General features: G+C 42.5%; 22 protein-coding genes. 3 read left to right on the forward strand and 19 right to left on the reverse strand.

All coding sequences use genetic code 11. The annotated features are described in order from the left end of the window. Nucleotides 1–5: 5 nt before the first annotated feature. From mraY to mraZ, 7 genes are all read right to left on the reverse strand, one after another. The gene (gene mraY, locus Q4600_RS16335; protein ID WP_102526850.1) at nucleotides 6–1,088 is read right to left on the reverse strand and encodes a phospho-N-acetylmuramoyl-pentapeptide-transferase; all 1,083 of its coding nucleotides are present in this window, start codon (nucleotides 1,086–1,088) and stop codon (nucleotides 6–8) included. Further along, nucleotides 1,089–2,462: a UDP-N-acetylmuramoyl-tripeptide--D-alanyl-D-alanine ligase gene (gene murF / locus Q4600_RS16340; RefSeq protein WP_303517239.1), complete on the reverse strand. Its 1,374-nt coding sequence runs from the start codon at nucleotides 2,460–2,462 to the stop codon at nucleotides 1,089–1,091. Beyond that, nucleotides 2,462–4,027: a UDP-N-acetylmuramoyl-L-alanyl-D-glutamate--2,6-diaminopimelate ligase gene (murE, locus tag Q4600_RS16345; protein WP_248956830.1), complete on the reverse strand. Its 1,566-nt coding sequence runs from the start codon at nucleotides 4,025–4,027 to the stop codon at nucleotides 2,462–2,464. Before murE ends, murF begins: the two co-directional genes overlap by 1 nt. After that, nucleotides 4,024–5,760 carry a penicillin-binding protein 2 gene (locus Q4600_RS16350; protein WP_102526847.1) on the reverse strand — a complete coding sequence of 579 codons (1,737 nt, stop codon included), beginning with the start codon at nucleotides 5,758–5,760 and terminating at the stop codon, nucleotides 4,024–4,026. Before Q4600_RS16350 ends, murE begins: the two co-directional genes overlap by 4 nt. A gap of 57 nt (nucleotides 5,761–5,817) precedes the next feature. After that, entirely contained in the window at nucleotides 5,818–6,132 is a 315-nt protein-coding gene (gene ftsL, locus Q4600_RS16355; RefSeq protein ID WP_102526846.1) for a cell division protein FtsL, read from the reverse strand. A 72-nt stretch (nucleotides 6,133–6,204) separates the two neighbouring features. Beyond that, nucleotides 6,205–7,146 (reverse strand): 16S rRNA (cytosine(1402)-N(4))-methyltransferase RsmH, encoded by a 942-nt coding sequence (rsmH, locus tag Q4600_RS16360; protein WP_102526845.1) that lies wholly within the window; start codon nucleotides 7,144–7,146, stop codon nucleotides 6,205–6,207. A gap of 22 nt (nucleotides 7,147–7,168) precedes the next feature. Beyond that, nucleotides 7,169–7,627: a division/cell wall cluster transcriptional repressor MraZ gene (gene mraZ, locus Q4600_RS16365; protein WP_102526873.1), complete on the reverse strand. Its 459-nt coding sequence runs from the start codon at nucleotides 7,625–7,627 to the stop codon at nucleotides 7,169–7,171. Nucleotides 7,628–8,169: 542 nt separating this feature from the next. Here mraZ and Q4600_RS16370 point away from each other — a divergent pair. After that, nucleotides 8,170–8,448 carry a hypothetical protein gene (locus Q4600_RS16370; protein ID WP_303517238.1) on the forward strand — a complete coding sequence of 93 codons (279 nt, stop codon included), beginning with the start codon at nucleotides 8,170–8,172 and terminating at the stop codon, nucleotides 8,446–8,448. Between the two features lie 29 nt (nucleotides 8,449–8,477). Here the strand turns inward: Q4600_RS16370 and glpK are convergent, their stop codons facing one another. The 7 genes from glpK to recQ form a co-directional block, all read right to left on the reverse strand. Continuing rightward, entirely contained in the window at nucleotides 8,478–9,962 is a 1,485-nt protein-coding gene (gene glpK, locus Q4600_RS16375) for a glycerol kinase GlpK (protein ID WP_229370488.1), read from the reverse strand. 249 nt (nucleotides 9,963–10,211) lie between these two features. Further along, nucleotides 10,212–11,555, reverse strand: coding sequence for an outer membrane protein transport protein (locus Q4600_RS16380; protein ID WP_303517237.1), 1,344 nt, complete (start codon nucleotides 11,553–11,555; stop codon nucleotides 10,212–10,214). A 537-nt stretch (nucleotides 11,556–12,092) separates the two neighbouring features. Next, nucleotides 12,093–12,698, reverse strand: a complete 606-nt coding sequence (leuD, locus tag Q4600_RS16385) for a 3-isopropylmalate dehydratase small subunit (protein WP_102526841.1) — start codon at nucleotides 12,696–12,698, stop codon at nucleotides 12,093–12,095. Between the two features lie 23 nt (nucleotides 12,699–12,721). Beyond that, a complete protein-coding gene (gene leuC, locus Q4600_RS16390; RefSeq protein ID WP_102526840.1) occupies nucleotides 12,722–14,137 on the reverse strand; it encodes a 3-isopropylmalate dehydratase large subunit in 1,416 nt (471 codons plus the stop codon). Further along, entirely contained in the window at nucleotides 14,137–15,231 is a 1,095-nt protein-coding gene (gene leuB, locus Q4600_RS16395) for a 3-isopropylmalate dehydrogenase (RefSeq protein ID WP_303517236.1), read from the reverse strand. Before leuB ends, leuC begins: the two co-directional genes overlap by 1 nt. Next, the gene (gene leuA, locus Q4600_RS16400; RefSeq protein WP_303517235.1) at nucleotides 15,228–16,796 is read right to left on the reverse strand and encodes a 2-isopropylmalate synthase; all 1,569 of its coding nucleotides are present in this window, start codon (nucleotides 16,794–16,796) and stop codon (nucleotides 15,228–15,230) included. The genes leuB and leuA overlap by 4 nt, the downstream gene beginning before the upstream one ends. Nucleotides 16,797–17,580: 784 nt before the next feature. Next, complete coding sequence (gene recQ, locus Q4600_RS16405) at nucleotides 17,581–19,461, reverse strand: DNA helicase RecQ (protein WP_303517234.1); 1,881 nt, start codon at nucleotides 19,459–19,461, stop codon at nucleotides 17,581–17,583. A gap of 468 nt (nucleotides 19,462–19,929) precedes the next feature. On the opposite strand from recQ, the gene Q4600_RS16415 reads away from it, so the two are divergent. Both Q4600_RS16415 and rarD read left to right on the forward strand, forming a co-directional pair. Then, nucleotides 19,930–20,394 carry a thioesterase family protein gene (locus Q4600_RS16415; RefSeq protein ID WP_102526836.1) on the forward strand — a complete coding sequence of 155 codons (465 nt, stop codon included), beginning with the start codon at nucleotides 19,930–19,932 and terminating at the stop codon, nucleotides 20,392–20,394. 174 nt (nucleotides 20,395–20,568) lie between these two features. After that, on the forward strand, nucleotides 20,569–21,465 hold the full coding sequence (rarD, locus tag Q4600_RS16420) for an EamA family transporter RarD (protein WP_102526835.1): 897 nt from the start codon (nucleotides 20,569–20,571) through the stop codon (nucleotides 21,463–21,465). Nucleotides 21,466–21,467: 2 nt separating this feature from the next. On the opposite strand, the gene Q4600_RS16425 is transcribed toward rarD, so the two are convergent. The 5 genes from Q4600_RS16425 to radC form a co-directional block, all read right to left on the reverse strand. After that, nucleotides 21,468–21,989, reverse strand: a complete 522-nt coding sequence (locus Q4600_RS16425) for a PH domain-containing protein (protein WP_303517233.1) — start codon at nucleotides 21,987–21,989, stop codon at nucleotides 21,468–21,470. 116 nt (nucleotides 21,990–22,105) lie between these two features. Beyond that, nucleotides 22,106–23,425 (reverse strand): amino-acid N-acetyltransferase, encoded by a 1,320-nt coding sequence (gene argA, locus Q4600_RS16430; protein WP_303517243.1) that lies wholly within the window; start codon nucleotides 23,423–23,425, stop codon nucleotides 22,106–22,108. Nucleotides 23,426–24,048: 623 nt separating this feature from the next. Further along, nucleotides 24,049–24,222: a 50S ribosomal protein L33 gene (gene rpmG, locus Q4600_RS16435; protein ID WP_011494790.1), complete on the reverse strand. Its 174-nt coding sequence runs from the start codon at nucleotides 24,220–24,222 to the stop codon at nucleotides 24,049–24,051. 6 nt (nucleotides 24,223–24,228) lie between these two features. Beyond that, complete coding sequence (gene rpmB / locus Q4600_RS16440; protein WP_055025225.1) at nucleotides 24,229–24,465, reverse strand: 50S ribosomal protein L28; 237 nt, start codon at nucleotides 24,463–24,465, stop codon at nucleotides 24,229–24,231. Between the two features lie 122 nt (nucleotides 24,466–24,587). Beyond that, a complete protein-coding gene (gene radC, locus Q4600_RS16445; protein ID WP_248956815.1) occupies nucleotides 24,588–25,265 on the reverse strand; it encodes a DNA repair protein RadC in 678 nt (225 codons plus the stop codon). Nucleotides 25,266–25,318: the final 53 nt, after the last annotated feature.

Raw genomic sequence — 25,318 nt, forward strand, 5'->3', positions numbered from 1 at the left:
ACTAACTACCTTAACTTAAGCGTTGCCAGTCCTAGCATCACTAGGAACAACGAAATAATCCAAAAGCGAACAATCACTCTTGGTTCTGGCCAACCTTTCAATTCGTAATGATGGTGAATTGGTGCCATTCTAAAAATACGCTGGCCGCGTAATTTGTATGAACCCACTTGTAAAATCACCGATACGGTTTCCATAACGAAAACGCCGCCCATAATCACTAATAACACTTCTTGGCGCACTAATACTGCAATGGCACCGAGTCCAGCTCCAAGAGCTAACGATCCCACATCGCCCATAAATACTTGCGCAGGGTAAGTGTTAAACCACAAAAAGCCTAAACCCGCACCGACTATTGCAGTACATACAATCACTAGTTCACCTGCATCAGGTAAATGCGGAATATGTAAGTAACTGGCAAACTGTGCATGCCCTGATAAATAGGCAATCAGTGCAAATGCCGCTGCAACCATGACTGTAGGCATGATTGCTAAACCATCAAGACCGTCGGTTAGATTTACCGCATTACTCGCACCCACTATGGTGAAATAAGCCAGTACGATATAAAGCAAACCTAATTGCGGCATGACATCTTTGAAAAACGGCACAACTAACTGTGTCTCACCAGGTAATGTCGCTGAACTGTACAAGTAAAATGCCACAGCCAAAGCGGCAATGGATTGCGATGCATATTTCCAACGCGCAATCAGACCTTTTGAATCTTTCTTAACCACTTTAAGGTAGTCATCAAGAAAACCAATACCGCCAAAGGTACCTAATACAAACAGCATCACAATGACATATCGATTGGATAAATCACCCCACAATAAAACACTGACAAAAATCCCTGCGAGTATCAGCAAACCGCCCATTGTAGGGGTACCGCGTTTACTAAAATGCGATTCTGGTCCATCATTTCTGACGACTTGTCCTATTTGCAATAACTGCAATCGCTCAATCAGTTTTGGACCAAACCATAAACTAAAAATAAGACCTGTCATAAGCCCTAAAATGGCTCTTAAGGTCAGATAAGAAAATACATTAAACCCACTGTAAAACTGGGTTAAATACTCAGCTAAATAAGCCAGCATCTAAACAAACTCCCCGCGCCTATTGGCATTTAATAACTCTTCGACCACAGTTTCCATCGCTGCGCTTCGAGAACCTTTTACTAAAATAGTTACTTGATCCGGCAACTGATTTATCTTTTCCTTTAATGCTTGAGCAAGGGAATCCGAGTCACTAAAGTGCTCAGAACCAAATGCTTTACTTGTCGATTCAGTCAGTTGACCACAACAGAACAGATCGTCAATCCCAGCAAGTTTGGCTTGTTCGCCAACCTCAAAATGCAAAAGGGCGCTATTGTCACCTAATTCGCCCAAATCTCCCAGCACTAAACACTTAAAACCTCGAGTTTGTTTTAACCAGCTAATCGCGGCATCAACAGACGTCGGGTTTGCGTTATAACTATCATCAACCAATAAAATACGACCCATTTTATGCGGCACCATACGACCTTTAACAGGTGTTAACGCACTTAACCCCGTCACAATGTCTGCGACAGGGATATTGAGTGCGATACAAATGGCGCTAGCGGCTAGTGCATTACTTACTTGATGCAAGCCAGCTAATGGAAGTTGTACTGGGTAAGATTGACCTAAAACAACTAATGAAAACTGATAACAGCCGCTATCGTCAGCAACAATATCAACCGCTTTAATATCAGCATTGACGTTTTCAGAAACTGAGAAGCTAAGTTGCTTAAATGCTGCCGCTTTAGTTGCCATAAAATCTGCAAAATCATCGTCAGCATTAATAATGGCTGTACCGTCTGGACTTAGGTGATTAAATATTTCTGATTTAGCTTGGGCTACACCTTCAATTGAACCAAAACCTTCAAGGTGAGCGCGGCCAACATTATTCACTAATGCCACCTGAGGCGTCACTAAAGATGAAGTATAATTAATTTCGCCCTGATGGTTAGCACCCAACTCAAACACACCAAATTCATGCTCTTGCGCTAATCTTAATAAGGTTAACGGCACCCCGATTTCATTATTAAAATTACCAGCAGTAAACAGCACTTTGTGATGCTGAGACAAAATTGTTGCGACGATTTCTTTCACGGTAGTTTTACCGTTAGAACCTGTTAGTGCTATCGAATATGGGTTCACTTGTTGGCGCACATATGCACCGATAGCCCCCATCGCCTTTTGGCTGTTTTTGACAATTAGTTGAGGAATGTCGACATCCAGCTTATGTTCAACCAGTAATGCTTTAGCACCGTTTTCAATCGCTGTTGCAGCAAAACTATGGCCATCAAAGCGTAAACCTTTTAACGCAACAAAAAGGCTATTAGTGTGCATTTTTCGGCTGTCACTGGTGACGTCGTCAATAATAAGGTCAGTACCCACAAGTTGAGCATCAAGCTCATCAGCTAAGGTTGATAATCTAATATCAATCATCAAAGGCCTCCAGTGCTAACAAGAGGTTCATCTGAGGCTTCATTGCCACCTGTTAATTGCATCGCTAAAGCGCGTTCATCGTAATCAATTCTGCTACCAGCAACTTCTTGATATGTTTCATGACCTTTACCCGCTAATAAGACAATGTCGCCAGCTTTAGCTAATTGCGCCACGGATTTAATCGCATTAATTCTATCGACTTCAGTCAATGCTTGCTCTGGATGCGTTAATCCTGCAACCACATCATTGATAATACTCATCGGCTCTTCACTGCGGGCATTATCACTCGTCACCATCACTTTATCAGCAAATTGTTCAGCAGCTTGAGCCATCAAGGGGCGTTTGCCCGTATCGCGATCGCCACCACAACCAAACACGCACCATAAGGTGCCTTGGCAATGGATGCGCAGCGCTTTCAAAGCATGCTCGATGGCATCAGGAGTATGAGCATAGTCAACCACTAAGGTTGGGCCATTAGCTTGATTAAATCGCTCCATGCGTCCAGCTACAGGCGTTAAATGCGGTACTAATGAGAGTAACTCGGCCATCAAACCATCTTGGGTAGCTAAAATGTTGTCAGTACCTTGCAAATACAGTGCGCCCAGCGAAGCAACAAGATTTGATAGATTAAAGTCACCTAAAAGAGGCGAAGACAACTGATCTTTCAACATTGCTGAGCTACTGTCGTGGATATCTGCAGGATAATAAAAATCGCAGGTCACACCCGCATCATTGAAATGCATATTGTCAGTATAAAAACGCGCTAAAGGATGCTTTTTAAGGCTAAAGCCGAATATGTTGGTCGATTGCAGCGCTGTAAACCATTGTTCACCAACGGCATCATCAAGGTTCAGTAACCCATTTTTGATACATGGGAAATTAAACAAGCGTTTTTTAGCAGCGCCATAAGCGTCCATGTCACCATGATAATCAAGGTGATCGCGGCTTAAATTAGTAAATACTGCCGTGTTAAAAGGTACAGCTTCTACACGACCTTGCACTAAACCATGACTAGACACTTCTATCGCGCAGGTGTTGACGGTTTGCTGCTGAAACTCGTGTAGTTGACGCACCAAGGTAATGGCATCTGCTGTAGTATTGCCACTATCAATCAAGCTTCCCCAAACACCATTGCCTAATGTGCCCATAACAGCCGCTTTTTGCTGTTTTAAGGTAACCAATTGCGCAATAAGCTGACTCACTGAAGTCTTACCGTTAGTGCCAGTGACGCCAATAATGGCCATTTCAGCGTTTTGTAACGGATATAGCTGTGCTGCCACTGCAGACAATTGACGGCTCAGTTGAAAAAAGGACACCAATACCGCGCCCGACTCATGGTAATTAACCTGACCATGCTCATCAGGATTGTCAGTATGAATTAATGCACCTAAAGCACCTTGCGCAATTGCTTTATTAATGAACTGGCGACCATCAACTTGATGACCTGGCAATGCCACAAATAAACAACCTTCACTGACGTCTCGGCTATCTAGAGTCATCGTTGAGACCGACTCACGGCCAGCATAATGAAACCAAGGAGCTAATAAATCACTAAGTAGCATTATTCTGCCCTCCTAGCGATTGCAGCCAGTTCAACTTTTTCTTTCTCATTTAATGGCTCAACATTGAGCATTTGTAATGCTCCAGACATAATTTTTGCAAACGCAGGACCAGCAACATCGCCACCATGATAACGATCGCCTTTTGGCTCGTTCACCACAATTGAAATCGCTAAACGCGGGTTATGTACCGGTGCTACACCCGCAAACAATGAAACATAATCATCGCCATAACCACCGGCGATAGACTTACGGCTTGTACCTGTTTTACCTGCTATAGGGTAACCATCGATATGAGCTTGAGTGGCTGTGCCACCTCTTTCGGTGACGCCTAACATCATTTCCATGACATCTTTCGCCGTCTGCTCTGAAATCACTTGTTCACCACGAGGCGCTTGCTTTAGTTTTAAAATCGATACTGGGTACAGAACCCCACCACTGCCTAAGGTTGCATACATTCTTGCTAACTGTAGTGGCGTTGCCGTAAGGCCATAACCATAAGATAAGGTTGCGCGTTCAAAATCAGACCAACGGCGGCGATCATGTATAAGACCAGCACTTTCACCAGCAAGGTTAATACCTGAGTAATTACCTAAGCCCATTGATTGGTAAGTGCCCAATAATTCTTGTACTGGCATTGATAACGAGACTTTACTGATGCCAACGTTACTGGATTTCACGAGGATCTTATCCAGAGTCATATTGCCGTAATTGATCGTATCGCGGACCTGTCGTCCACCTACACGCATCCAACCAGGAGAGGTATTAATTAATTCATCACGTTCAACCGTGCCCGCTTCTAATGCAGCTGCAACCACAAATGGCTTCACAGTCGAACCCGGCTCAAACGTATCGGTTAATGCACGATTACGCATACGATATGACTGTAAATTTTCACGTGAATTAGGGTTGTAAGATGGTGTATTGACCATCGCAAGCACTTCACCAGTAAGCACATCAAGTACCACCACTGAACCAGAGGTGGCTTGGTTAATTTCTGTTGTACGTTTAAGTTCACGATAGGCTAACTGTTGAATACGCTGATCAATGCTGAGCACTAAATCATTTGAACTTTCGCCTTCTTCAACAATATCTAGTCGTTGAACCACTTTACCATCGCGAGATTTACGCACCTTCTGCTTTGACGGTGTGCCTGTTAACCAGCTGTCATACGCATTTTCAATGCCTTCTATTCCCACGTCATCAATGTTAGTCAGGCCGACAAGCTGAGCAGCAGTTTCACCTGCAGGGTAATAACGGCGCGATTCAGACTTTAAATAAATACCGGAAATTTTTAATTGCTTAATGTATTCAGCAACTGCTGGAGTGACCTGGCGCTTCAAGTAGATAAAACGACGCTTGGGATCGCGCTGTACCTTACTCACAATTTTATCGACGGGTTCATGCAACACGTCAGCCAGTGCTTGCCAGCGGCGCATGTCTTTGAACGCATCTTTATCATGGGAGATTTTAGGATCAGCCCAAACGGCACGAACTGGCACGCTTACCGCTAACATTTCGCCATTACGATCAGTAATTAAGCCACGTTGAACCTGGTTACTACTGGTTCTTAAGGTACGCATATCACTTTCGTGACGTAATTTATCAGGTTCAATAATTTGAATATAAGCCGCTCGAGCAATCAACGCCGTAAATAGAAGCAACACAAAGCCAACCACAACGAATAATCGCCATGGAATTAGCTCTGGGTTTAACTTACGTTTGGCTTGTCTGCTCATAGTTATATTCGAGTCACTTACCCAACAATCCTTATTTAATGAAGTCTCTCACTCAATTTACTGCAACCGAATAACCACTTCTTCTTTTGGTAACGGTCGCACCATTTTTAAATCTTTAGTGGCAATCCTCGTCACACGGCTATGTTCTGACTTAGATTGCTCTTCTAACAACAAGTTACGCCATTCAATATCTAACCTATCGCGCTCTTGTAATAGATGGTCCATTTGTGAGGTTAATTTGCGTGTAGCATGGCTGGTATACACCACCCCAACTGCATTACTCAGCACAACTATCGACATTAATAAAATCCACTTATGTCGCCAGATATCGGCAAGCACAATACGTGATAATTTTATCGATGATTGCCCCAAGTTAACCCCATTTTGTTCTTTATATGGCCGAGTTAAACACCGTAAAATAGTGCTTAATGTTCAATTTTAATATTAGTAATCAAGACGCTGCGCAACACGTAACACCGAACTACGTGAACGTGGATTTTGCTCAATTTCAATATCCGAAGGCTTCATGGCCTTACCGATTGCTTTCAGTTTTCTTGATTTATTGATTTCAGCTTCAGTGATAGGCAGGCCATGTGGCACGCTCTCACCTTGGCTATTCTTACGAATGAAACGTTTCACCATTCTGTCTTCTAACGAATGGAAGCTGATCACTGATAAACGTCCTTCTGGCGCTAATACAGAAACAGCACCTTCTAGTGCTTGTTCAATCTGCTCCAGCTCGCTATTGATATAAATACGAATAGCTTGGAACACTCGCGTAGCAGGATGTTTATTACGCTCTTTATTTTTAGTAATTCGCGCAATTAAATCGGCTAAATCTTTAGTTCTTAAAAACGGTGTTTCATCACGATCTGCAGCAATACAACGGGCAATATGGCGAGAGTTTTTCTCTTCACCATAGGTTCTAAAGACCCATGCCATATCTTCAATTTCTGCTTTGGCAATCCACTGCGCTGCCGTTTGACCTTGGCTATTATCCATACGCATATCTAATGGGCCATCACGCAGGAAACTAAAGCCACGCTCAGCATCATCTAATTGAGGTGATGACACACCTAAATCAAGTAACACACCATCAATTTTGCCTTTAAGGCCAAGCTCAGTAACGTAATCCGCTAACTGGCCAAATCCACCATGAACAATTTGAAAACGTGGATCGTCAGCAAACTGTTTCGCAGCTTCAATCGCTTGCGGATCGCGATCAATTGCTATTAAACGACCGTTTTCACCGAGTTGACTCAGCACATGCCTAGAATGACCACCACGTCCAAAAGTGCCATCGATATAGATGCCATCTTCATGGATATTCAAACCATCAACGGTTTCTTTGAGTAGTACAGATAAATGGGCAAATTCTTGGCTCATCAGACTCTTCTTAATTGGTTATTTATAATGAAAAATTCGCTAATCTTTCATGGCTAGCGAGATCTTCAGCTTGGATCAACTCATGGCTTTCATCCATTTGTACCTGCCAAGCTGCTTCATCCCACAATTCAAACTTATTCAATAAGCCCACCAGCATGGTTTTCTTTTGTAACCCTGCATACTGTCTTAAAGCTGGAGGAACGAGCGCACGTCCATTGCCATCTAACTCACATTCATGAGCGTGGCCTAGTAATCTTCGTTTCATGGAACGTTCAACTTTGTCGGTGTCAGATAGTTGCAGTAACTTCGCCTCTATCAACTCCCACTCGTGGATCGGATAGATCAATAAACAATGTGATTGGATATCTACCGTGATAACAACAATGCCTTCGTGCTCGGCGCGCAAGGATTCTCGGTATCGCATTGGAATAGCGATCCGACCTTTTGCATCCATATTTATCGCACTAGCACCCCGAAACACTGCCATCGATTCCTATTAATTGTTATTAAAATTCCCACAAATATCCACAATTCCCCACAACCCTTAAGTTTAGGGATACAACACAAGTATTGTCAAGGGATGAGAACATTAATTAAATCCAGTTCTGAAGCGGGTTAGCAGCAAATTATAATTAGGTTGTTTCAGGTGGAGAAAAGTGGCTTTTAGGCGGGTAAATGAACGAAACCATAGACATAACAGCATTCATATCAGTAATAAATGTGGGGAATATGATCTAAATTGTGACTATTTTCATATAAAAATAACAATAGGGATCGATCTCAGCAGATTTATTTATTAATAAATATCCATCCAATGTGTGATAGGTCACTTTTAACGTATAAATTGTGCCAGTCATTTAAGGTTGATTGCCAAATTGTTATTAACAACTAGACTGTGGCTTTTGTCGGGCTGTTACTAAGCGTACTATACTAAAATAGATTAAATAATAATCAGCAATGGCCGATATAAAGTTAACAGCCAGTCCGTGTCAGTAAAACAACTATCGCAATAAGGAGGTCAACATGAGTTTAGATAGCATATATGCCATTGTCGCTAGGCCACCTAGACAAGTTGACGGTGTGAAAAGAAAGGTAAACAAAGTTGGTAATAGTGACTCTATTGCTGCTGACAGTCATGAAGATCCACAATCACAACTGCCCGCAGATAATCCATCAGTGAAAAAACAGTCCACAAAAGCACAATTAGCTCGAGAGCAATCTATTCAAGAGCACCCTACTCATGCGCAATCTGCTCAAGATGCTGATTCTCCTTATATCAAGCACATTGATATCGAAGTGTAGCCATACTCCCTTAATTGATATCATTAATCTTATGCTGACATGGTTTGTTTCACTGCCTTTTTCCACCCCAAATAAAGTTGCTCTCGGGTAGAGGATGGCATTTGAGCGCTAAATTGTTTATCCGTCACAGCGATATTTTTAAGCTCATCAGTTGATTGCCAAAACCCAACCGCCAAACCCGCTAAAAATGCGGCTCCCATTGCGGTAGTTTCAGTCACTTGGGGACGGATAACATCAACATCACTGATATCAGCCTGAAACTGCATCAAAAAATCATTGGCAACAGCGCCGCCATCGACTCTGATTTGTTTCAGTGCGACACCCGAATCTTGGCTCATCGCTTCAAGTAAATCCTTACTTTGATACGCTATTGCCTCTAATGCCGCACGTATAATATGACTTCGGTTAACGCCTCGGGTTAATCCAACAATGGCCCCTCGGGCATCGGCATCCCAATATGGTGCACCTAGCCCAACAAAAGCGGGCACTAAATACACCCCATTAGTATCCGAGACTTTATTAGCAAAATACTCTGTATCTTGTGCATCTTGAATTAAGCCCATTTCATCCCGCAACCACTGAATAACCGCGCCGCCCATAAAGACAGCACCTTCCAAAGCGTAATTCACCGATAAATCAGCACCAATACCAATCGTAGTTAATAAGCCATGGGTCGACGCAACGGCTTTATCGCCAGTATTCATCAGTAAGAAACAGCCAGTACCATAAGTATTTTTTGCCATACCAGGCTCAAAACACAGCTGTCCAAATAAAGCAGATTGCTGATCGCCTGCCATACCAGCCACGGCAATCTCGCCACCCGCAATACTCGTTGTACCGTAAACCGCACACGATGGTTTCACTTCAGGTAACATTGCACGGGGAATACCAAAGGCATTTAACAGTTTTTCATCCCATTGCTGCTGATGAATATTGAATAGCATGGTACGAGATGCATTTGTTGGCTCAGTGACATGGACTTTTCCTTTGGTGAGTTTCCACACCAACCAAGTATCAATTGTGCCAAACAATAAATCTCCCGCTTCAGCCTGTTCCCGCGCGCCTTCAACATTGTCTAATAGCCACTTAATTTTACTGGCCGAAAAATAAGGATCTAACACTAGGCCTGTTGATGACTTAATATCATCTTCTAAGCCGTCAGCTTTAAATTGCTGACAAATGGCTTGGCTACGACGACATTGCCACACAATGGCATTGTGAATAGGTTTACCCGTGTGCTTGTTCCACACAACTGTCGTTTCGCGCTGATTAGTAATCCCAATAGCTGCAACATCATCACCACTGATCCCCGCCCTTGCGAGTACTTCAATTAATGATGAACTTTGTGAAGACCAGATTTCCATTGGATCATGCTCAACCCAGCCTGCTTGAGGATATATTTGAGTAAACTCACGCTGAGATACTGCCACCATATTGGCTTTATGATCGAAAACAATAGCTCTTGAACTGGTGGTACCTTGATCGAGCGCGATAACATATTTCTTTGAATTCATTTTTTGCCTTTCAATACCTAAGGTGCATTGTAATTAATGCTAGCACCATGTTCACTTCATCATAATAAGTTAAGACGGATATCGACTAATCACAAGTCACTTGTAACAAGGCGATTAATAATGTGATGAATTCAACACTCCATAATAGGTAACTAACCACACAACTCAGCATAGAATGCGGAATCTAGCGCAATAAAAAGCCCCGCAATTGCGAGGCTTTAAATGAATCTAGCGTATTGGGCTAACTCATTACATTTTGTAGCTAAGTTGAATACCCGCTAACCATACGTCAGCTTCAACGTCGCCGCTGTAGTTAACCGACGCTAAACCCAATAAATCTTGTGTTTCATTGATTGGCGCATCACCGATACCTTTAAGGTAAGTCACAGCAAAATCAACGGTTAGGTTTTTAGTCGCTTGGTAGCCTGCACCCGCACTGAACCATAAGCGGTCAGAATCAGGAATCGTTGTCGAACGGTATTCGTCTTGAGCAGCGCCTTTATCTAAAGCCATACCACCACGCACTAACCACTTGTCGTTAAGTTGATAAGTCGTGCCTAAAGCAAAGCGCCAGTTGTCTTTAAAGTTTTCTTCTTTAACTAAATCAGAATCAAGGTCGCCAGTCGGCTTGTTTTCGCCAGGGAAATAAGCCACTAACTCTTCAAAAACGCTCCACTGAGTCCAGTTAACACTGGCGTGCATTGCCCAGTTGTCAGTGAACTGATGATGAGAAGCTAACTCAGCAAAAGCAGGTAGCTCAATCGGTAAGTAACCTTCGATGTAAACGTCTTGGCCGCCATCATAAAGTAAACCTGAAGCCTCGCCATCAAGTTCTAACTCAACACCGCTATGATAAGCAAAACCGACACGGTGAGTTTCGTTAATCTGCCAGCTAGTACCTAATTGCCAGCCAAACGCGATATCATCACCTTCCATGTATTTAAGGCTTGCACCAGCATCAGGCAACATTGGCGCTAAATCTGGCACAGCTTGCTTAACACCATCAATCCAACCTGGCATTGATGCGCCAACATGACCTTCGCCATATACAACACGTAAACCTGCACCAACACTGAATGCTTCGCTGATTTTGTAAGCAATGTTCGGGTTGAATTCAACAGTGGTAATACCGGTTTCTGAACCAAAAATTGCTGCTGCATGGTTAGCATCTAATTCTGTTGCTAATCCATAATTAGAGTTCACAGCTAAACCCCAAGTCCACTGATCATTCAGCTGATTTGAGTAATAAAAATTTGGCACTACAGCGTTACCGGCAATATCGATAGCATCTGCTGGCACCATAACAGGAGCGTCACCTAATAATGGAGAAGAAATACTGACATCACCCATCACATCAACATTTGGCATCACGTAAATCGCACCACCAGAAAGCTGACGACCTTCAAGGTACGTTAGCATTGCAGGGTTTCTTGCTTGAGCCGCAGCATTATCAGCCATAGCCGCTTCACCAGCAAAAGCACGACCTAAACCAGTCGAAGAATATTCAGCTAACTGGAATCCAGCAGCATTCACTTGAGTCGTTGCCCCGAAAAGCATGGCACTAACGGCCACAGTCAATATTGTCTTTTTCATTATTAGTCTCTGTTTATAGCAAATCTTATGTTTGCCTAATCTCTTACATCATTAGAGCAATTGCTCAATTTGAAATCGCGGCAAGTTTACTGATGCAGAATAAATTTACAACCAAAAGCCTTAAAACAGAGTAAATAACTACAATTTGATAGTTAAGAAACATTTTAAGTGACATGTATCACACAATTTTTAATGAAAATGATGCGTTTTCAAAAAATTATTCGCTAAGCTTGGTACGATACAAAAACAAAACAATAGTTAAACTGTTATTTTTCATATGGATATAAAGTTAAAAATGTAAAACACTGGTTCGCTTAAACTGCCAGTGAATTCAGCTAAGCTTTTAACAAAAGACACCAGTACAAATATTAAACGTTTAAATACAGTAAGATAAAGTACAACTATTTTATGATGCCAATAAAAAAGCCTCAACTGATAGCAGTAGAGGCTTTGTCTAATATAATCTTGGTACACGTGTACGCTCAATATTCCATTTTATAATGGAATGACTTTTAAAAGCGTATTTAAGTCATGAAACTAACCACGCCAAGCTGGAATAGCGGCTTCATATTCAGTAATTGCTTGAGCATATTCAAGCGTTAAGCCAATCGCATCTAATCCATTTAATAGTTTATGTCTTGCTGATTCTGCAATAGTGAAACTAAACACACTGCCTGACGGTGAAGTCACAGTGAGTGATTCTAAGTTCACCGTAATTTCCGCACCTTCACTCGCCTCCACTTCAGCCATGAGCTGATTAACTTGCTCATGGGTAAGTTTGACAGGCAACAAACCATTGTTGATTGAATTACCGTAAAAAATATCCGCAAATGTCGGCGCAATAACCACTCGTAAACCGAAATCTGCTAATGCCCATGGCGCATGTTCACGACTCGAGCCACAACCAAAGTTTTCTTGTGCTAAAAGGACTGACGCACCTTTATAGCGAGGTAAATTCAGCGAAAATGTTGGGTTATCTTGCTCACCCGCTTCATCTAAATAACGCCAGTCATGAAATAAATGCACTCCAAAACCGTCGCGAGTCACTTTCGATAAAAACTGCTTAGGAATAATTTGATCGGTATCGATGTTGGCACTATCAATAGCAACCGCTAAGCCTGTGTGTTCTGTAAAAGCTTGCATCTGTTTGTCCTTTTTCTTGACCGTTAGTAAGGCTTACGAATATCAACAAAGTGACCAGCAATAGCAGCTGCGGCTGCCATAGCTGGGCTCACTAAGTGAGTTCGGCTACCACGGCCTTGTCGACCTTCGAAGTTACGATTACTGGTTGATGCGCAGCGATCGCCCGCTTCTAAACGGTCATCATTCATTGCTAAACACATTGAGCAGCCCGGTAAACGCCATTCAAACCCTGCTTCTAGGAACACTTTATCTAAGCCTTCAGCTTCAGCTTGAAGCTTAACTTGACCAGAGCCCGGCACCACAATAGCCACAACGCCATCAGCAACCTTGCGATCTTTTGCATGATAAGCAGCAGCACGTAAATCCTCGATACGGGAGTTAGTACACGATCCGATAAACACCTTATTAATTGGAATATCGACCATTTTAGTCCCTGACGTTAAGCCAATGTACTTTAGTGCTTTTTCCATACTGCCACGTACAGTGGCATTAGATTCTGTGGCTGGGTTTGGCACTTCTGCATCAATAGGCACGACTTGACCAGGGTTAGTACCCCAAGTTAATTGCGGGGCAATATCTGCAGCTTCCAATACAACTTCAGCATCAAACTGAGCACCTGCATCTGTTTTCAGTGCAGTCCAATCTTTTACAGCTTGTTCCCAGTCATCACCTTTAGGCGAAAATTCACGGCCTTCAAGATAATCAAACGTGGTTTGATCAGGTGCAACCATACCCGCTTTAGCGCCCATTTCGATGGCCATGTTACATAAGGTCATGCGGCCTTCCATTGATAAAGCTTCAATGGCTTCACCACAAAACTCGACAACATAGCCTGTGCCGCCATCCATGCCTAAGCGACCAATGATAGCGAGTACGATGTCTTTAGCAGTAATCCCTTCGGTTACATTGCCACGTACTTCCACTTTCATGGTTTTCGCTTTAAGTTGACGCAGGGTTTGCGTGGCTAATACATGTTCAACTTCAGAGGTACCAATACCAAATGCTAATGCCCCAAAAGCACCATGGGTTGCGGTATGAGAATCACCACACACAATGACTGTACCCGGCAAGGTAATCCCAAGTTCTGGGCCCATCACATGGACAATACCTTGGTTTGGATGGTGAATATCGTAAAGCTTGACGCCAAACTCTTTACAGTTTTGCGCTAAGGTTTCCACTTGAATACGCGCCATTGGGCTCATGGCATCTAAACTTGCGCTCAAGGTAGAGATATTATGATCCATAGTGGCAAAGGTTTTTTCTGGCGCACGTAGTTTTCTACCCGCCGTTTTCAACCCACTAAAAGCTTGTGGTGACGTCACCTCATGTACCAAATGACGATCCACATAAATAATCGGCGCTTCTGCTTCTGGCGAAGCTAACACATGAGCATCCCAGACTTTTTCATATAAGGTTTGCGCTGAAACTTGATTGGCCATTAGACACCTTCCTTAACAGCATTTGCGATAAAGTCGCCCATTTCTGAGGTCGATTTCGCATTGTGACGCTCATCGCTACTTAATAACTCACCGGTCAAATACCCTGCCGACAATGCTTTACTCACCGCACGTTCAATTGCACTAGCTGCATCTTCAAGTTTTAAACTGTGACGAAGTAACAATGCCGCCGATAAAATTTGCGCCACAGGGTTTGCAATACCTTGTCCTGCAATATCTGGTGCACTGCCACCAGCAGGCTCATACATACCAAAACCTGAACTGTTTAAGCTGGCTGACGACAATAAGCCCATCGAGCCGGTTAACATGGCAATTTCATCTGAAATGATGTCACCAAATAAGTTTGAACATAACATCACGTCAAATTCATTCGGACGACGTAATAACTGCATCGTCGCGTTATCAATGTAGATATGCTCAAGCTCAACATCAGGAAAATCTTGCGCAACGCCTTCAACCACTTCACGCCATAGCACTGAACACGCAAGCACATTGGCTTTATCTACCGAAGTGACTTTTTTACTGCGACCTTGGGCGGCTTCAAATGCAATACGTGCAATACGTTCGATTTCACGGCGGCTGTAACGCATAGTATCGAAGGCTTCTTCATCAGCGCCTTCACCTTGGCGCCCTTTTGGCTTACCAAAATAAATACCGCCAGTTAATTCACGTACACAAAGCACATCAAACCCGCGAGATGAAATATCGCTGCGCAGCGGAGACATATGCTCAAGGCCTGCATGCAGTTTGGCTGGGCGTAAATTACAGAATAAATCAAAGTGACCACGTAATGGTAAAAGTGCGCCACGTTCAGGCTGATCGTTTGGTGATAAATGCTCCCACTTAGGACCACCGACACTACCAAACAATACTGCGTCAGAAGCTTCACACCCCTTAAGGGTCGAATCAGGCAGCGGACAACCATGGTTATCAATGGCGATACCACCGACATCGTACTCAGCATATTCAATGTCTAGTTCAAATCTGGCTTCAACTTCTTTTAACACCTTACGTGCTTCAGCCATAACTTCTGGACCAATACCATCACCTGCTAATACTGCTACTTGATAACTCATACTCCACCTAACTCCCTATCTTTATGAATCTGTTGTTTATAATTGGCGACCTTATCTGCGCGGTATGTCAAATTCATCACATGCACTAATGCTTGTGCTGAAGACTCAACCACATCTGTCGCTAGACCAACACCGTGGAATGTCTGCTTATTGTACTCAGCAGTTATATCCACTTGACCTAATGCATTTTGGCCTTCGCCTTTTGCACCTAATTTGTAATTAGTAATATTGATGGTGCGGTCAGTAGCGCGAGCTATCGCGTTATACGCCGCATCAACTGGACCGTTACCGGTCGCAGCCTCTGTAATTTCTTTACCATCCACGATGATGCGAACCGTTGCCGTTGCGACACCTTCTGTCGAATCTGAATGCACCATTAGGTGCTCTAATGAATAGTTATCATCGTCTTGAGATTGCGCTTCCATAAACACCAATGCTTCAAGATCGTAATCAAACACTTGGCCTTTTTTATCTGCTAAGTTTAAGAACTGTTCGTACAAGGTATCCATATCGTAATCAGTTGCCTTGTAGCCCATTTCTTCCATACGGTGCTTAATCACGTGACGGCCTGAACGAGAGGTCATGTTTAAGTTATTACGATTTAAACCAATGCTTTCTGGCGTCATAATCTCGTAGGTATTTTTCGCTTTAAGCATGCCATCTTGGTGAATACCTGAAGAATGAGAGAATGCATTGGTGCCCACCACCGCTTTATTAGCTTGGATTGGCATATTACATAACTGACTTACAAGCGATGAGGTGCGGTGGATTTCTTTTGCATTGATATTGCTTTCAAGCCCTAGCAAATTCTTGCGCGTAGCAAGGATCATCGCGATTTCTTCTAATGAACAGTTACCTGCACGCTCACCAATACCGTTAACTGTACATTCAATTTGACGTGCGCCGTGTTCAACGGCAGTAATCGAGTTAGCAACCGATAAACCTAAGTCATCATGACAATGCACTGAGATAACCGCTTGGTCGATATTTGGGACACGGTTGAATAAAGTTTGAATGATGCCACCAAACTCACTTGGTACTGTGTAGCCCACAGTGTCAGGAATATTAATCGTGCGCGCGCCTGCTTTAATTGCTTGCTCAACCATGCGGCACAAGTTATCAATTGGTGTACGTCCAGCATCTTCACAAGAGAACTCAACATCATCAGTAAAACGACGTGCGTACTTCACTGCGCTCACGGCCATTTCTAGCACATCATCAAAAGAGCGCTTTAATTTGCTCTCTACGTGAATCGTTGAAGTTGAAATAAAGGTGTGAATACGGAACTGATCTGCAACAGACATTGCTTGCGCTGCAGCATCGATATCTTTTTCTAATGCACGGGACAAAGCACACACGCGGCTATTTTTGATTGTCTTCGCAATAGTTTGTACCGACTGAAAATCACCAGGTGATGAAACAGGAAAACCGACTTCCATAACATCAACACCTAAACGTTCAAGCGCCAGTGCGATTTGCAGTTTTTCTTTGACCGTTAAACTCGCTGCTAACGCCTGTTCGCCGTCTCTCAATGTAGTATCAAATATTATGACTCTATTGGACATCAGTTTTCTCCATCGAACCTATTGTTCAAGTAAAAGTTTGTTCGCTTAGCTAACGATTTAATCCCATCTTTCTGGTCGTGCTTAATTCCAATTCGTTAGCTGTATTTGTTCGTTCAATTTGTTGCTTTAATTGGTCTGTTTTTAAAATCAATCGGTTCTAGAAACAAAAAACCCCGCGGCTGTTAGCGCGGGGTTTGTGAATGCCAGTAAACTTATTTAGCAAGTAACACAAAGGACTCCGCGCAAATATTGCGTAAGAGAAGAAGGAGACCTAGGAGAATGTTACCACTATAAATATTCATTAAAGTTAACTAATTATTCTTAAATTAAATTTTTCTATACCCACTTTTTAACGTGACCAGCCTGCTGTGTCAACCCCAATTTATTCATCTTTTTACCATTGGTTAAGAGAATACCTTAGGTTTGCTTAGCATAAATGGAGTAAAACCAATCTTTTTGAACACAACAACTAAGCGTAAAGCTTGATATACAGTGATTTAAGCATTTATTTTTACTCAGTTTTACATTGAAAAACAACCAAGTTAGCAACGGATAAAATTTGCATAAAAAAATTGAACAAGCATCCATCATTTTGATTATATAAAATATGAAATAAACTTAATCTGATTGCTATTACTGTAAGTCACAAGAAAGAATTTTTAGAAGTGAGTATCGTTCGAGAATTAAAACATTGGTTCAGGAGTGACAACGCAGCCTTTAGTGTTCATTAAAGGGTTCATTTTATGGAAGGACATTAGCAAAGGCACCATAAAAGGCGAAAGGACTAGTTCTCAATCAGGTATTGACTGATTTCATCTAAAAACGCATTACCGAAACGGCTTAATTTACGTTCACCGACACCATTGACCGCCAACATCTCGCCAGCACTGGTCGGCACCATGGCCGACATTTCGGCTAAGGTTGCGTCATTAAATACCAAGTAAGGTGGCACATCATGTTCTTCAGCTAACTCACGACGCAGTAACTTAAGACGAGCAAACAATTTGCGATCATATTGTTGTGGTGCACGTGATGAACTCGAACGGCGCTTGGTGGTCACTAACTGAATACGTGGCTCAGCTAGCTGCAAAGTCACATCCCCTCTTAATACTGGTCTTGCTGACTCGTTTAACTTAACCGATGAACCTCGAGTGATATCTTGGCTAGCCAGTCCACGATGAATGAGCTGACGAGTAACCGATAACCAATATTCATGACTATGCTCTTTGCCAATGCCCCAAGTCGATAACTTATTATGACCTCGGTCCATCACATTCGCGGCTTTTGAGCCGCGCAGTACATCAATCACCTGATTAACACCAAAGTGTTGATTAAGTCTAAAGATACAAGAAAGGACTTTCTTTGCATCTTCAGTACCGTCATAGCGCTTTGGCGGATCAATACAAACGTCACAGTTACCGCAAGGCTTATCTGCGCTTTCGTCAAAGTAATGCAATAACACTTGGCGACGACAAGTTTGCGCTTCAGCAAAAGCCGCCATGGTATTCATTTTATGAAACTCAACATCTTGCTGTGGCCCTGGCTCTGATTGCTCAATCAGATGTTTTACTCGGCCAATATCTGCCGGGTCAAACAACATATACGCTTCGGCATCTAAGCCATCACGCCCAGCACGGCCGGTTTCTTGATAGTAAGATTCGACACTTTTGGGAATATCGTAATGCACCACAAAGCGAACATTGGACTTGTTAATCCCCATACCAAACGCAACCGTTGCGACCACAATGTCAATTTTGTCTTTTAAAAACTTATCCTGAATATCAATGCGCTCTTCTTGAGTCATGCCCGCATGATATGCCGCAGCACTAAAACCTTGCAGTTTTAGCCTGTCAGCGACTTCGTCGACTCGGCGACGACTACTGCAGTAAATGATGCCATTACTGCCTTTTTGCAATTGTAAAAATTGCTTAAGTTGATTGGCAGCATTGAGTTTTTCAACCACGGTATATCGAATATTCGGTCTATCAAAGCTCGATAAAAGACAAAACGGCTGAATTTGCAGGCGCTGACAAATGCTGTCTCGGGTCGCTTGATCTGCGGTGGCCGTTAGTGCCATCAAAGGAATATAAGGAAATATCTGTTTTAACTGCCCAAGTGCGGCGTACTCAGGTCTAAAGTCATGTCCCCACTGGCTGATACAATGCGCTTCATCAATAGCAAATAATGACACATTGAGTTCATGTAAGCGCTCGATAAAGTCAGGTCTTAATAAACGCTCTGGAGAGACATAGAGTAATTTAATTTCGCCTTGATGCAGCCGACGTAAAATAGCCACGGTTTCATCGCGCGGAAGAGAAGAGTTCAAATAAGCGGCTGCAACGCCCGATTGCGTTAAGCTATCAACTTGATCTTTCATCAAGGAAATCAAAGGAGAAACAACAACAGTTAAACCCGGAAGAATTAATGCTGGCAGCTGGTAGCACATACTCTTGCCGCCACCCGTAGGCATAATCACCAAGGTGTCTTGCCCACTTAATGTCTGCTCAATAATCTCCCGTTGCCCTTCGCGAAAATCACGGTAACCAAAAATTTGTTGTAAGTGATGCCCAAGCACATCCTGCGACTCATGTTGAGAATCAGCGGGGGCAATGTCGATTTGATCTATCGCTTGGCTTGAGCTTGAACTGGAAATAGGGCTATCCATCTATTGGGCTGCAGATAAGAAGCATCATTTTAAAGCACTGCAGTGCAGATGTCTCGACTCAATATGATTAAGCCAGCTTTAACTGCTCAAATATGCATCATTGATTTTATAAAGCTAATTAAGTTAGATTAAATACTCTAGGGTCTATTGATCTTTCAAGGTTGTTTTTGCAGCGAGTTGTTGGCCATTCTATGCATCAAGGTCGCAAGGCAGAGACTTTGTAGTGTAGTTATTCTACATAATAAGTCGATACCGCAGTAAAAATAACCAACAAACGCTGCCCGAAGGGTTCGACTAAAAGCGTTTTACTCTTTGTTGGATAAATTTTGCTTAGATGACTAGGCATCAATTCATCCGCCTCGATTAAAACGCTTTTATTTCGAACAAAATTCAACCAGAAAAGTTCAATAGACCCTAGCTAATTAAAAGCATGTTTTTACAGATAAAATAACAATAAAAAGGCTAACTATGACCACGGAAGTTCAATTAAATGCCCTAAAACAAGTGGCTGAAATTTTTGATAAGCATGTGCCATTTCATAATCTTTTAGGATTAGATATTAAACGCTACGACACTGAAGGTGTTGAGGTTGTCATTCGAATGAAGCCTGAACTCATCGGCAATATACATCAAAATATTCTCCATGGCGGTGTCACAGCCACCTTGCTCGATGTGGTTGGCGGGTTAACCGCATTTGCTGGGTTAGTTTCAAGTCGAGAAGATTGGACAATAGAGCAATTAGAAAAACGCTTAACCACCTTAGGTACCATCGACATGCGTGTAGACTTTTTACGCCCTGGTCGCGGTGAAGTATTCACAGGCACAGGTTGTGTTATTCGCTCAGGAAACCGCGTTTCAGTATGCCGTATGGAACTGCATAACGAAGAAGGCACCCATTTAGCATTTGGCACGGGCACTTATATGGTCGGCTAATGTGATGGTTTAATATAAGGAACTAGGCGCTAATATGATGAACTTGGGTAATATTGCACTAGTTCATCACGTACCTGAGAGACATCATGAAATAAATGATTACGCTAATAACTTGAGTGATCATCCCGAGCAACCTACAATCGCCCTTTCTTTATTTCCGCGCAGTTGGTTTCCATGCAAGATCTTGAACACCGTAAAGGCATTGCCCTTGCCATTTGTGCCTATTTCCTTTGGGGAATTGCGCCGCTTTATTTTAAATTATTAAGCGATGTGTCTGCATTTGAAACTTTGGCTCACCGTGTTGTGTGGTCATTTTTCTTTATCATTATCTTAATGCAGTTTATCGGTGGATTTTCGCGCCTGAAACTCGTTCTGAAACAGCCCAAACAACTGCTGGTGTTAACCGTAACCTCGGTACTGATTGCTGTTAACTGGCTGATTTTTATTTGGGCGATTAATAATGACCACATGCTAGATGCAAGCTTAGGCTATTTTATTAATCCATTATTCAATGTGTTACTTGGCATGGTGTTCTTATCTGAGCGACTTAGAAAACTGCAATGGGTGGCAGTGGCGCTTGCCAGTATTGGAGTGCTGATCCAACTTATCTCGTTTGGTTCAATTCCACTGGTATCGCTGGCTTTAGCCTGTTCTTTTGGTTTTTATGGCTTATTGCGTAAAAAGGTCAACATTGATGCAAAAACCGGTTTGCTGGTTGAAACTGCGATTTTGTTGCCGGTGGCGTTAGGCTATTTAATGCTGACATTAGATACGGCAACAGCAAACATCTTTACCAATGATCTGACGATGAACTTAACCCTTATCGCTGCCGGTATTGTCACTACAGTGCCACTCCTGTGTTTTGCAGGGGCTGCGATGCGTATTCCATTATCCATGCTGGGCTTCTTCCAATATATCGGCCCAAGTATCATGTTTGTGCTGGCGATATTTTTATACAACGAACCCTTTGATATTGAAAAAGGCATTACCTTCGGCTTTATTTGGAGTGCACTGCTGATCTTTACCACTGACATGGCACTGCAACGCAGACGACGTTTAAAGCAGACTTAATCTTAATCTAGCAACGCAGTGATGCTAGCCATTGCTGCTTGCGGATTTTCCACTGACAATAATAGCGAATACCCTTTGTCAGTTGGCACAAGCAGCACACCTTCATTAGTTGTTACCGATACTAAGGCTTTATCGCCGTTTTTAAGCGTAAACCAACCTAAAGAGTATCCAGTCAGACCCAATCCATTAGTTCGTCTACTAGGGGTGAATTGAGGCGCTTGTGATAGGTTTATTAACTGCGCTTGCTGCAAATCCACCTCGCCCGCCTCAAAGTGTTGACCATATAATGGAATATTCACCTCAACAGCACCCGACTGACTTACCGATACCCTTGCCTGGCTCGATTGATACATGGTGACCGAAAACAAAGCGAAAACTGCAATAATAATCCCTAAGCTTGAATAAAACGCCGCACTCGGCAATTTTTTTACTTTGAGCAGTATCGTTAACAGCACTAGGCCAATTAACAAGCCAATAAAATTCGCCATGGCATTACTAGAGAGTCCTGCAAGTTCAATATTCATCATTTTTCCAAAGGCTTATAAGTGCTAATAGCGAGCTGATAGTTTTGTCGAGCATAACAAAAATGCCACCCATGTATGACCATGAAGTGGCATTTATTACGTCAAATTTGTTAGGTTTATAAATCTAACGCTAAAATTTTAGACTTACGCTGAAAGTTATAAAGTTGTTTTTTCACATTCGGCAAAGCATCAACTTCAACGATATTAAAGCCATGTTCTAAGAACCAATGAATACTACGCGTGGTTAATGCAAATAAGCGTGAATAACCGCGCACTCTCGCCTGACCAATAATGTTATTCAATAACACGCTGCCACGATCCGCATCACGATAATCAGGATGCACCACTAAACATGCAAACTCACCAGCATTGTCTTCTTCAAAAGGATACAAAGCCGCACAACCAATCACTAAACTGTCACGCTCAATCAGCATGAACTGTTCAATTTCCATTTCAAGTTGCTCACGTGACCGACGCACCAAAATACCTTGCTCTTCTAATGGGCGGATTAAATCCAATACCCCACCGATATCGCCAATGTTAGCCCGCCTTAAACGTTCAGCACTTTCAGTAACAATCTGGGTGCCAATACCTTCACGAGAGAACAGCTCTTGCAGCAAAGTACCATCTTCTAAAAAACTAACTAAGTGGCAACGTGGCACCCCGTTTCTACAAGCATCAATACTGGCCTTTAAGAACGCCATTGTGCCCACACAAGCTTGCCCTGCTTGGTTCATTTCATCCCAAATAGTTTGCGCACCATTTGGCATCAGCTCAGCAATCACTTCACCTGCTTGATCTAAAATACCGTGGGTGCTACTAAAGCCGATAATCTTGTCTGCTTTCAGTTTTATCGCAACTTTGGTGGCAACCTCTTCCGCTGTTAAGTTAAAGCACTCACCAGTCACTGAGACCGCCATAGGGCCCATCAACACAATACAGTTGTTATTCAACTGACGCTCAAGCCCTTGGGTATCAATACGGCGCACTTTACCCGTTAGGCAAAAATCTACACCATCATCGATACCTAGAGGCTGTGCGATAACAAAGTTGCCACTGACTAAGTTGATTTGCGCATTTTGCATCGGCGTATTACCAAGGCTCATTGATAACCGAGCGGTAATATCAAACTGCACTGCACCCGCGACTTGTTTAATGACCTTTAGCGAGTCTTCATCAGTAATACGAACGCCGTTGTGATAACTCGGTTCAATGTTTGCGTCATGAAGCGCTGCATCAATCTGCGGCCTAGCGCCATACACCAGTACCACTTTAATGCCTAATGAATGCAGCAGCGCAACATCGTTTAAAATACTGCGGAACTGGTTATGTAATAGCGCTTCACCGCCTAACATGACAACAAAGGTTTTACCCCTATGTACGTTGACATACGGCGCAGAATGACGGAAGCCATCAACAAGTTCTGTGGTTCTCAAAGGCACATTAACCCCTAACAAGTAAACTAATCGGTTTCATTAGCGAATTCGCCAACAATATAATTAATCAATAATATTGCATTTAAATTCACTTTAAAAGCATTATATTGGTCTAGTTAAGACTTTTTATTCTTTTATGAGTGAATACTTATTGATTACGGCTAACAATTTACTGCTCAATCATCTCCACTCTATTCAAACAAGTCGCATTTGCTTTGTTTAAACACATCAACAATAGCAACAGAATAAGGCGACCATTCGTCAGTGTTAACACATTTTTGCACACACTATTCAAACGAAGGGCACACCGTATGATTTATGACTCTAGTCAACCTGTGCGCTGCTAGGTCATTTTAATCAGGCTATTGTGGTGAAACAGAAGACATCAGCCACTTAATCGGCAGCCTAGTCCCATAAGATGACAGAATGACTACCAAACTTGGATTAGTAAATTCAACGGCTGTAAAGATATCTTGCTAGTTTTAAAGGTGAGTTTCAGTGACGCTGACTAAAGTTTTGATAAAGCGAGAGCGTACTTATACAAATAAAAGCTAGGGCTGGTTAACTGAAAAAAGGCCAAAAAAAAGCCCCAATAAAGGGGCTTTTTAAAAGATGCGAATCAATTACTTGATTTTAGCTTCTTTGTACATAACGTGCTGACGAATAACTGGATCAAATTTCTTGATTTCCATTTTTTCAGGCATGTTACGCTTATTTTTTTCAGTAGTGTAGAAGTGACCAGTTTTAGCACTAGATACTAATTTGATCTTCTCACGATTACCTTTAGATTTAGCCATTTTCTATTATACCTTCTCGCCGCGGGCACGAAGTTCTTTAACTACAACTTCAATACCTTTTTTGTCGATGATACGGATACCTTTAGTAGATACACGTAGTTGCACGAAGCGTTTTTCTTCTTCTAACCAAAAACGGTGGTTTTGTAGGTTAGGTAAAAAACGACGACGAGTCGAATTTTTAGCGTGCGAACGGTTGTTACCAACCATAGGCTTCTTGCCAGTAACTTGGCATACTCTTGACATGTCAATCTTCTCCAAAAACAATTTTAAAACGCTCGAGCATTTATGTGCCTCGTGTGGCCGTCGCCCGAGGCACAAAGAGGGCGCATTTTATACACGATAACAAAACTAAGATCAAGCATTGTTTATAATATCCACCCGCGTTCAGCGAAGGATACTATCTCTTGATCGCCTACAACCATATGATCTAATAGAGAAACATCGATAGTTGAGAGGGCTTTTTTTAATCTGTCAGTAATTTGCCGATCTGCCTGACTTGGCTCTGCAATGCCAGACGGGTGATTGTGACACACTATGACTGCCGCAGCCTTTTTCTCCAGCACTAAGCTCACCACTTCACGTGGATAAACTGATGCCGAATTAATCGTTCCGCGGAATAATTCTACGAACTGAATCACTCTATGTTGGCTATCCAACAATAATAATGCGAACACTTCATAGGATCGGTCTGCTAATTGTCTCATTAAATAGTCCCGAGTTAAATCAGGATTTATTAAAATTTGCCCTCGATGCATATTTTCTTCAAAAATTCGCTTCGAAATCTCGGATGCAGCCTGTAATTGAGCATATTTTACTGGCCCAATACCCGCCAATTTGCACACTTGTGATTTTGGCGCTGCAAATAATGGCCTTAATCCACCAAACTGGCTGATCATCCCTCGGGCCAAATCAACCGCATTATGTCCCGCTAAACCATTACGCAGTAATACCGCCAATAACTCTGCATCAGATAAATGCCCTGCACCGTGCTTTAATAGTTTATCTCTCGGTCCTTCTCCCTCTGGCCAATCTTTAATTGCCATAAACACTCCCTTGTTTATTGCTTCTATAATCTAGGTTAACGAGTTAACTCTTT

Source organism: Shewanella sp. 2_MG-2023 (genome assembly GCF_030548905.1).
Classification (GTDB): Bacteria; Pseudomonadota; Gammaproteobacteria; order Enterobacterales; family Shewanellaceae; genus Shewanella; species Shewanella electrodiphila.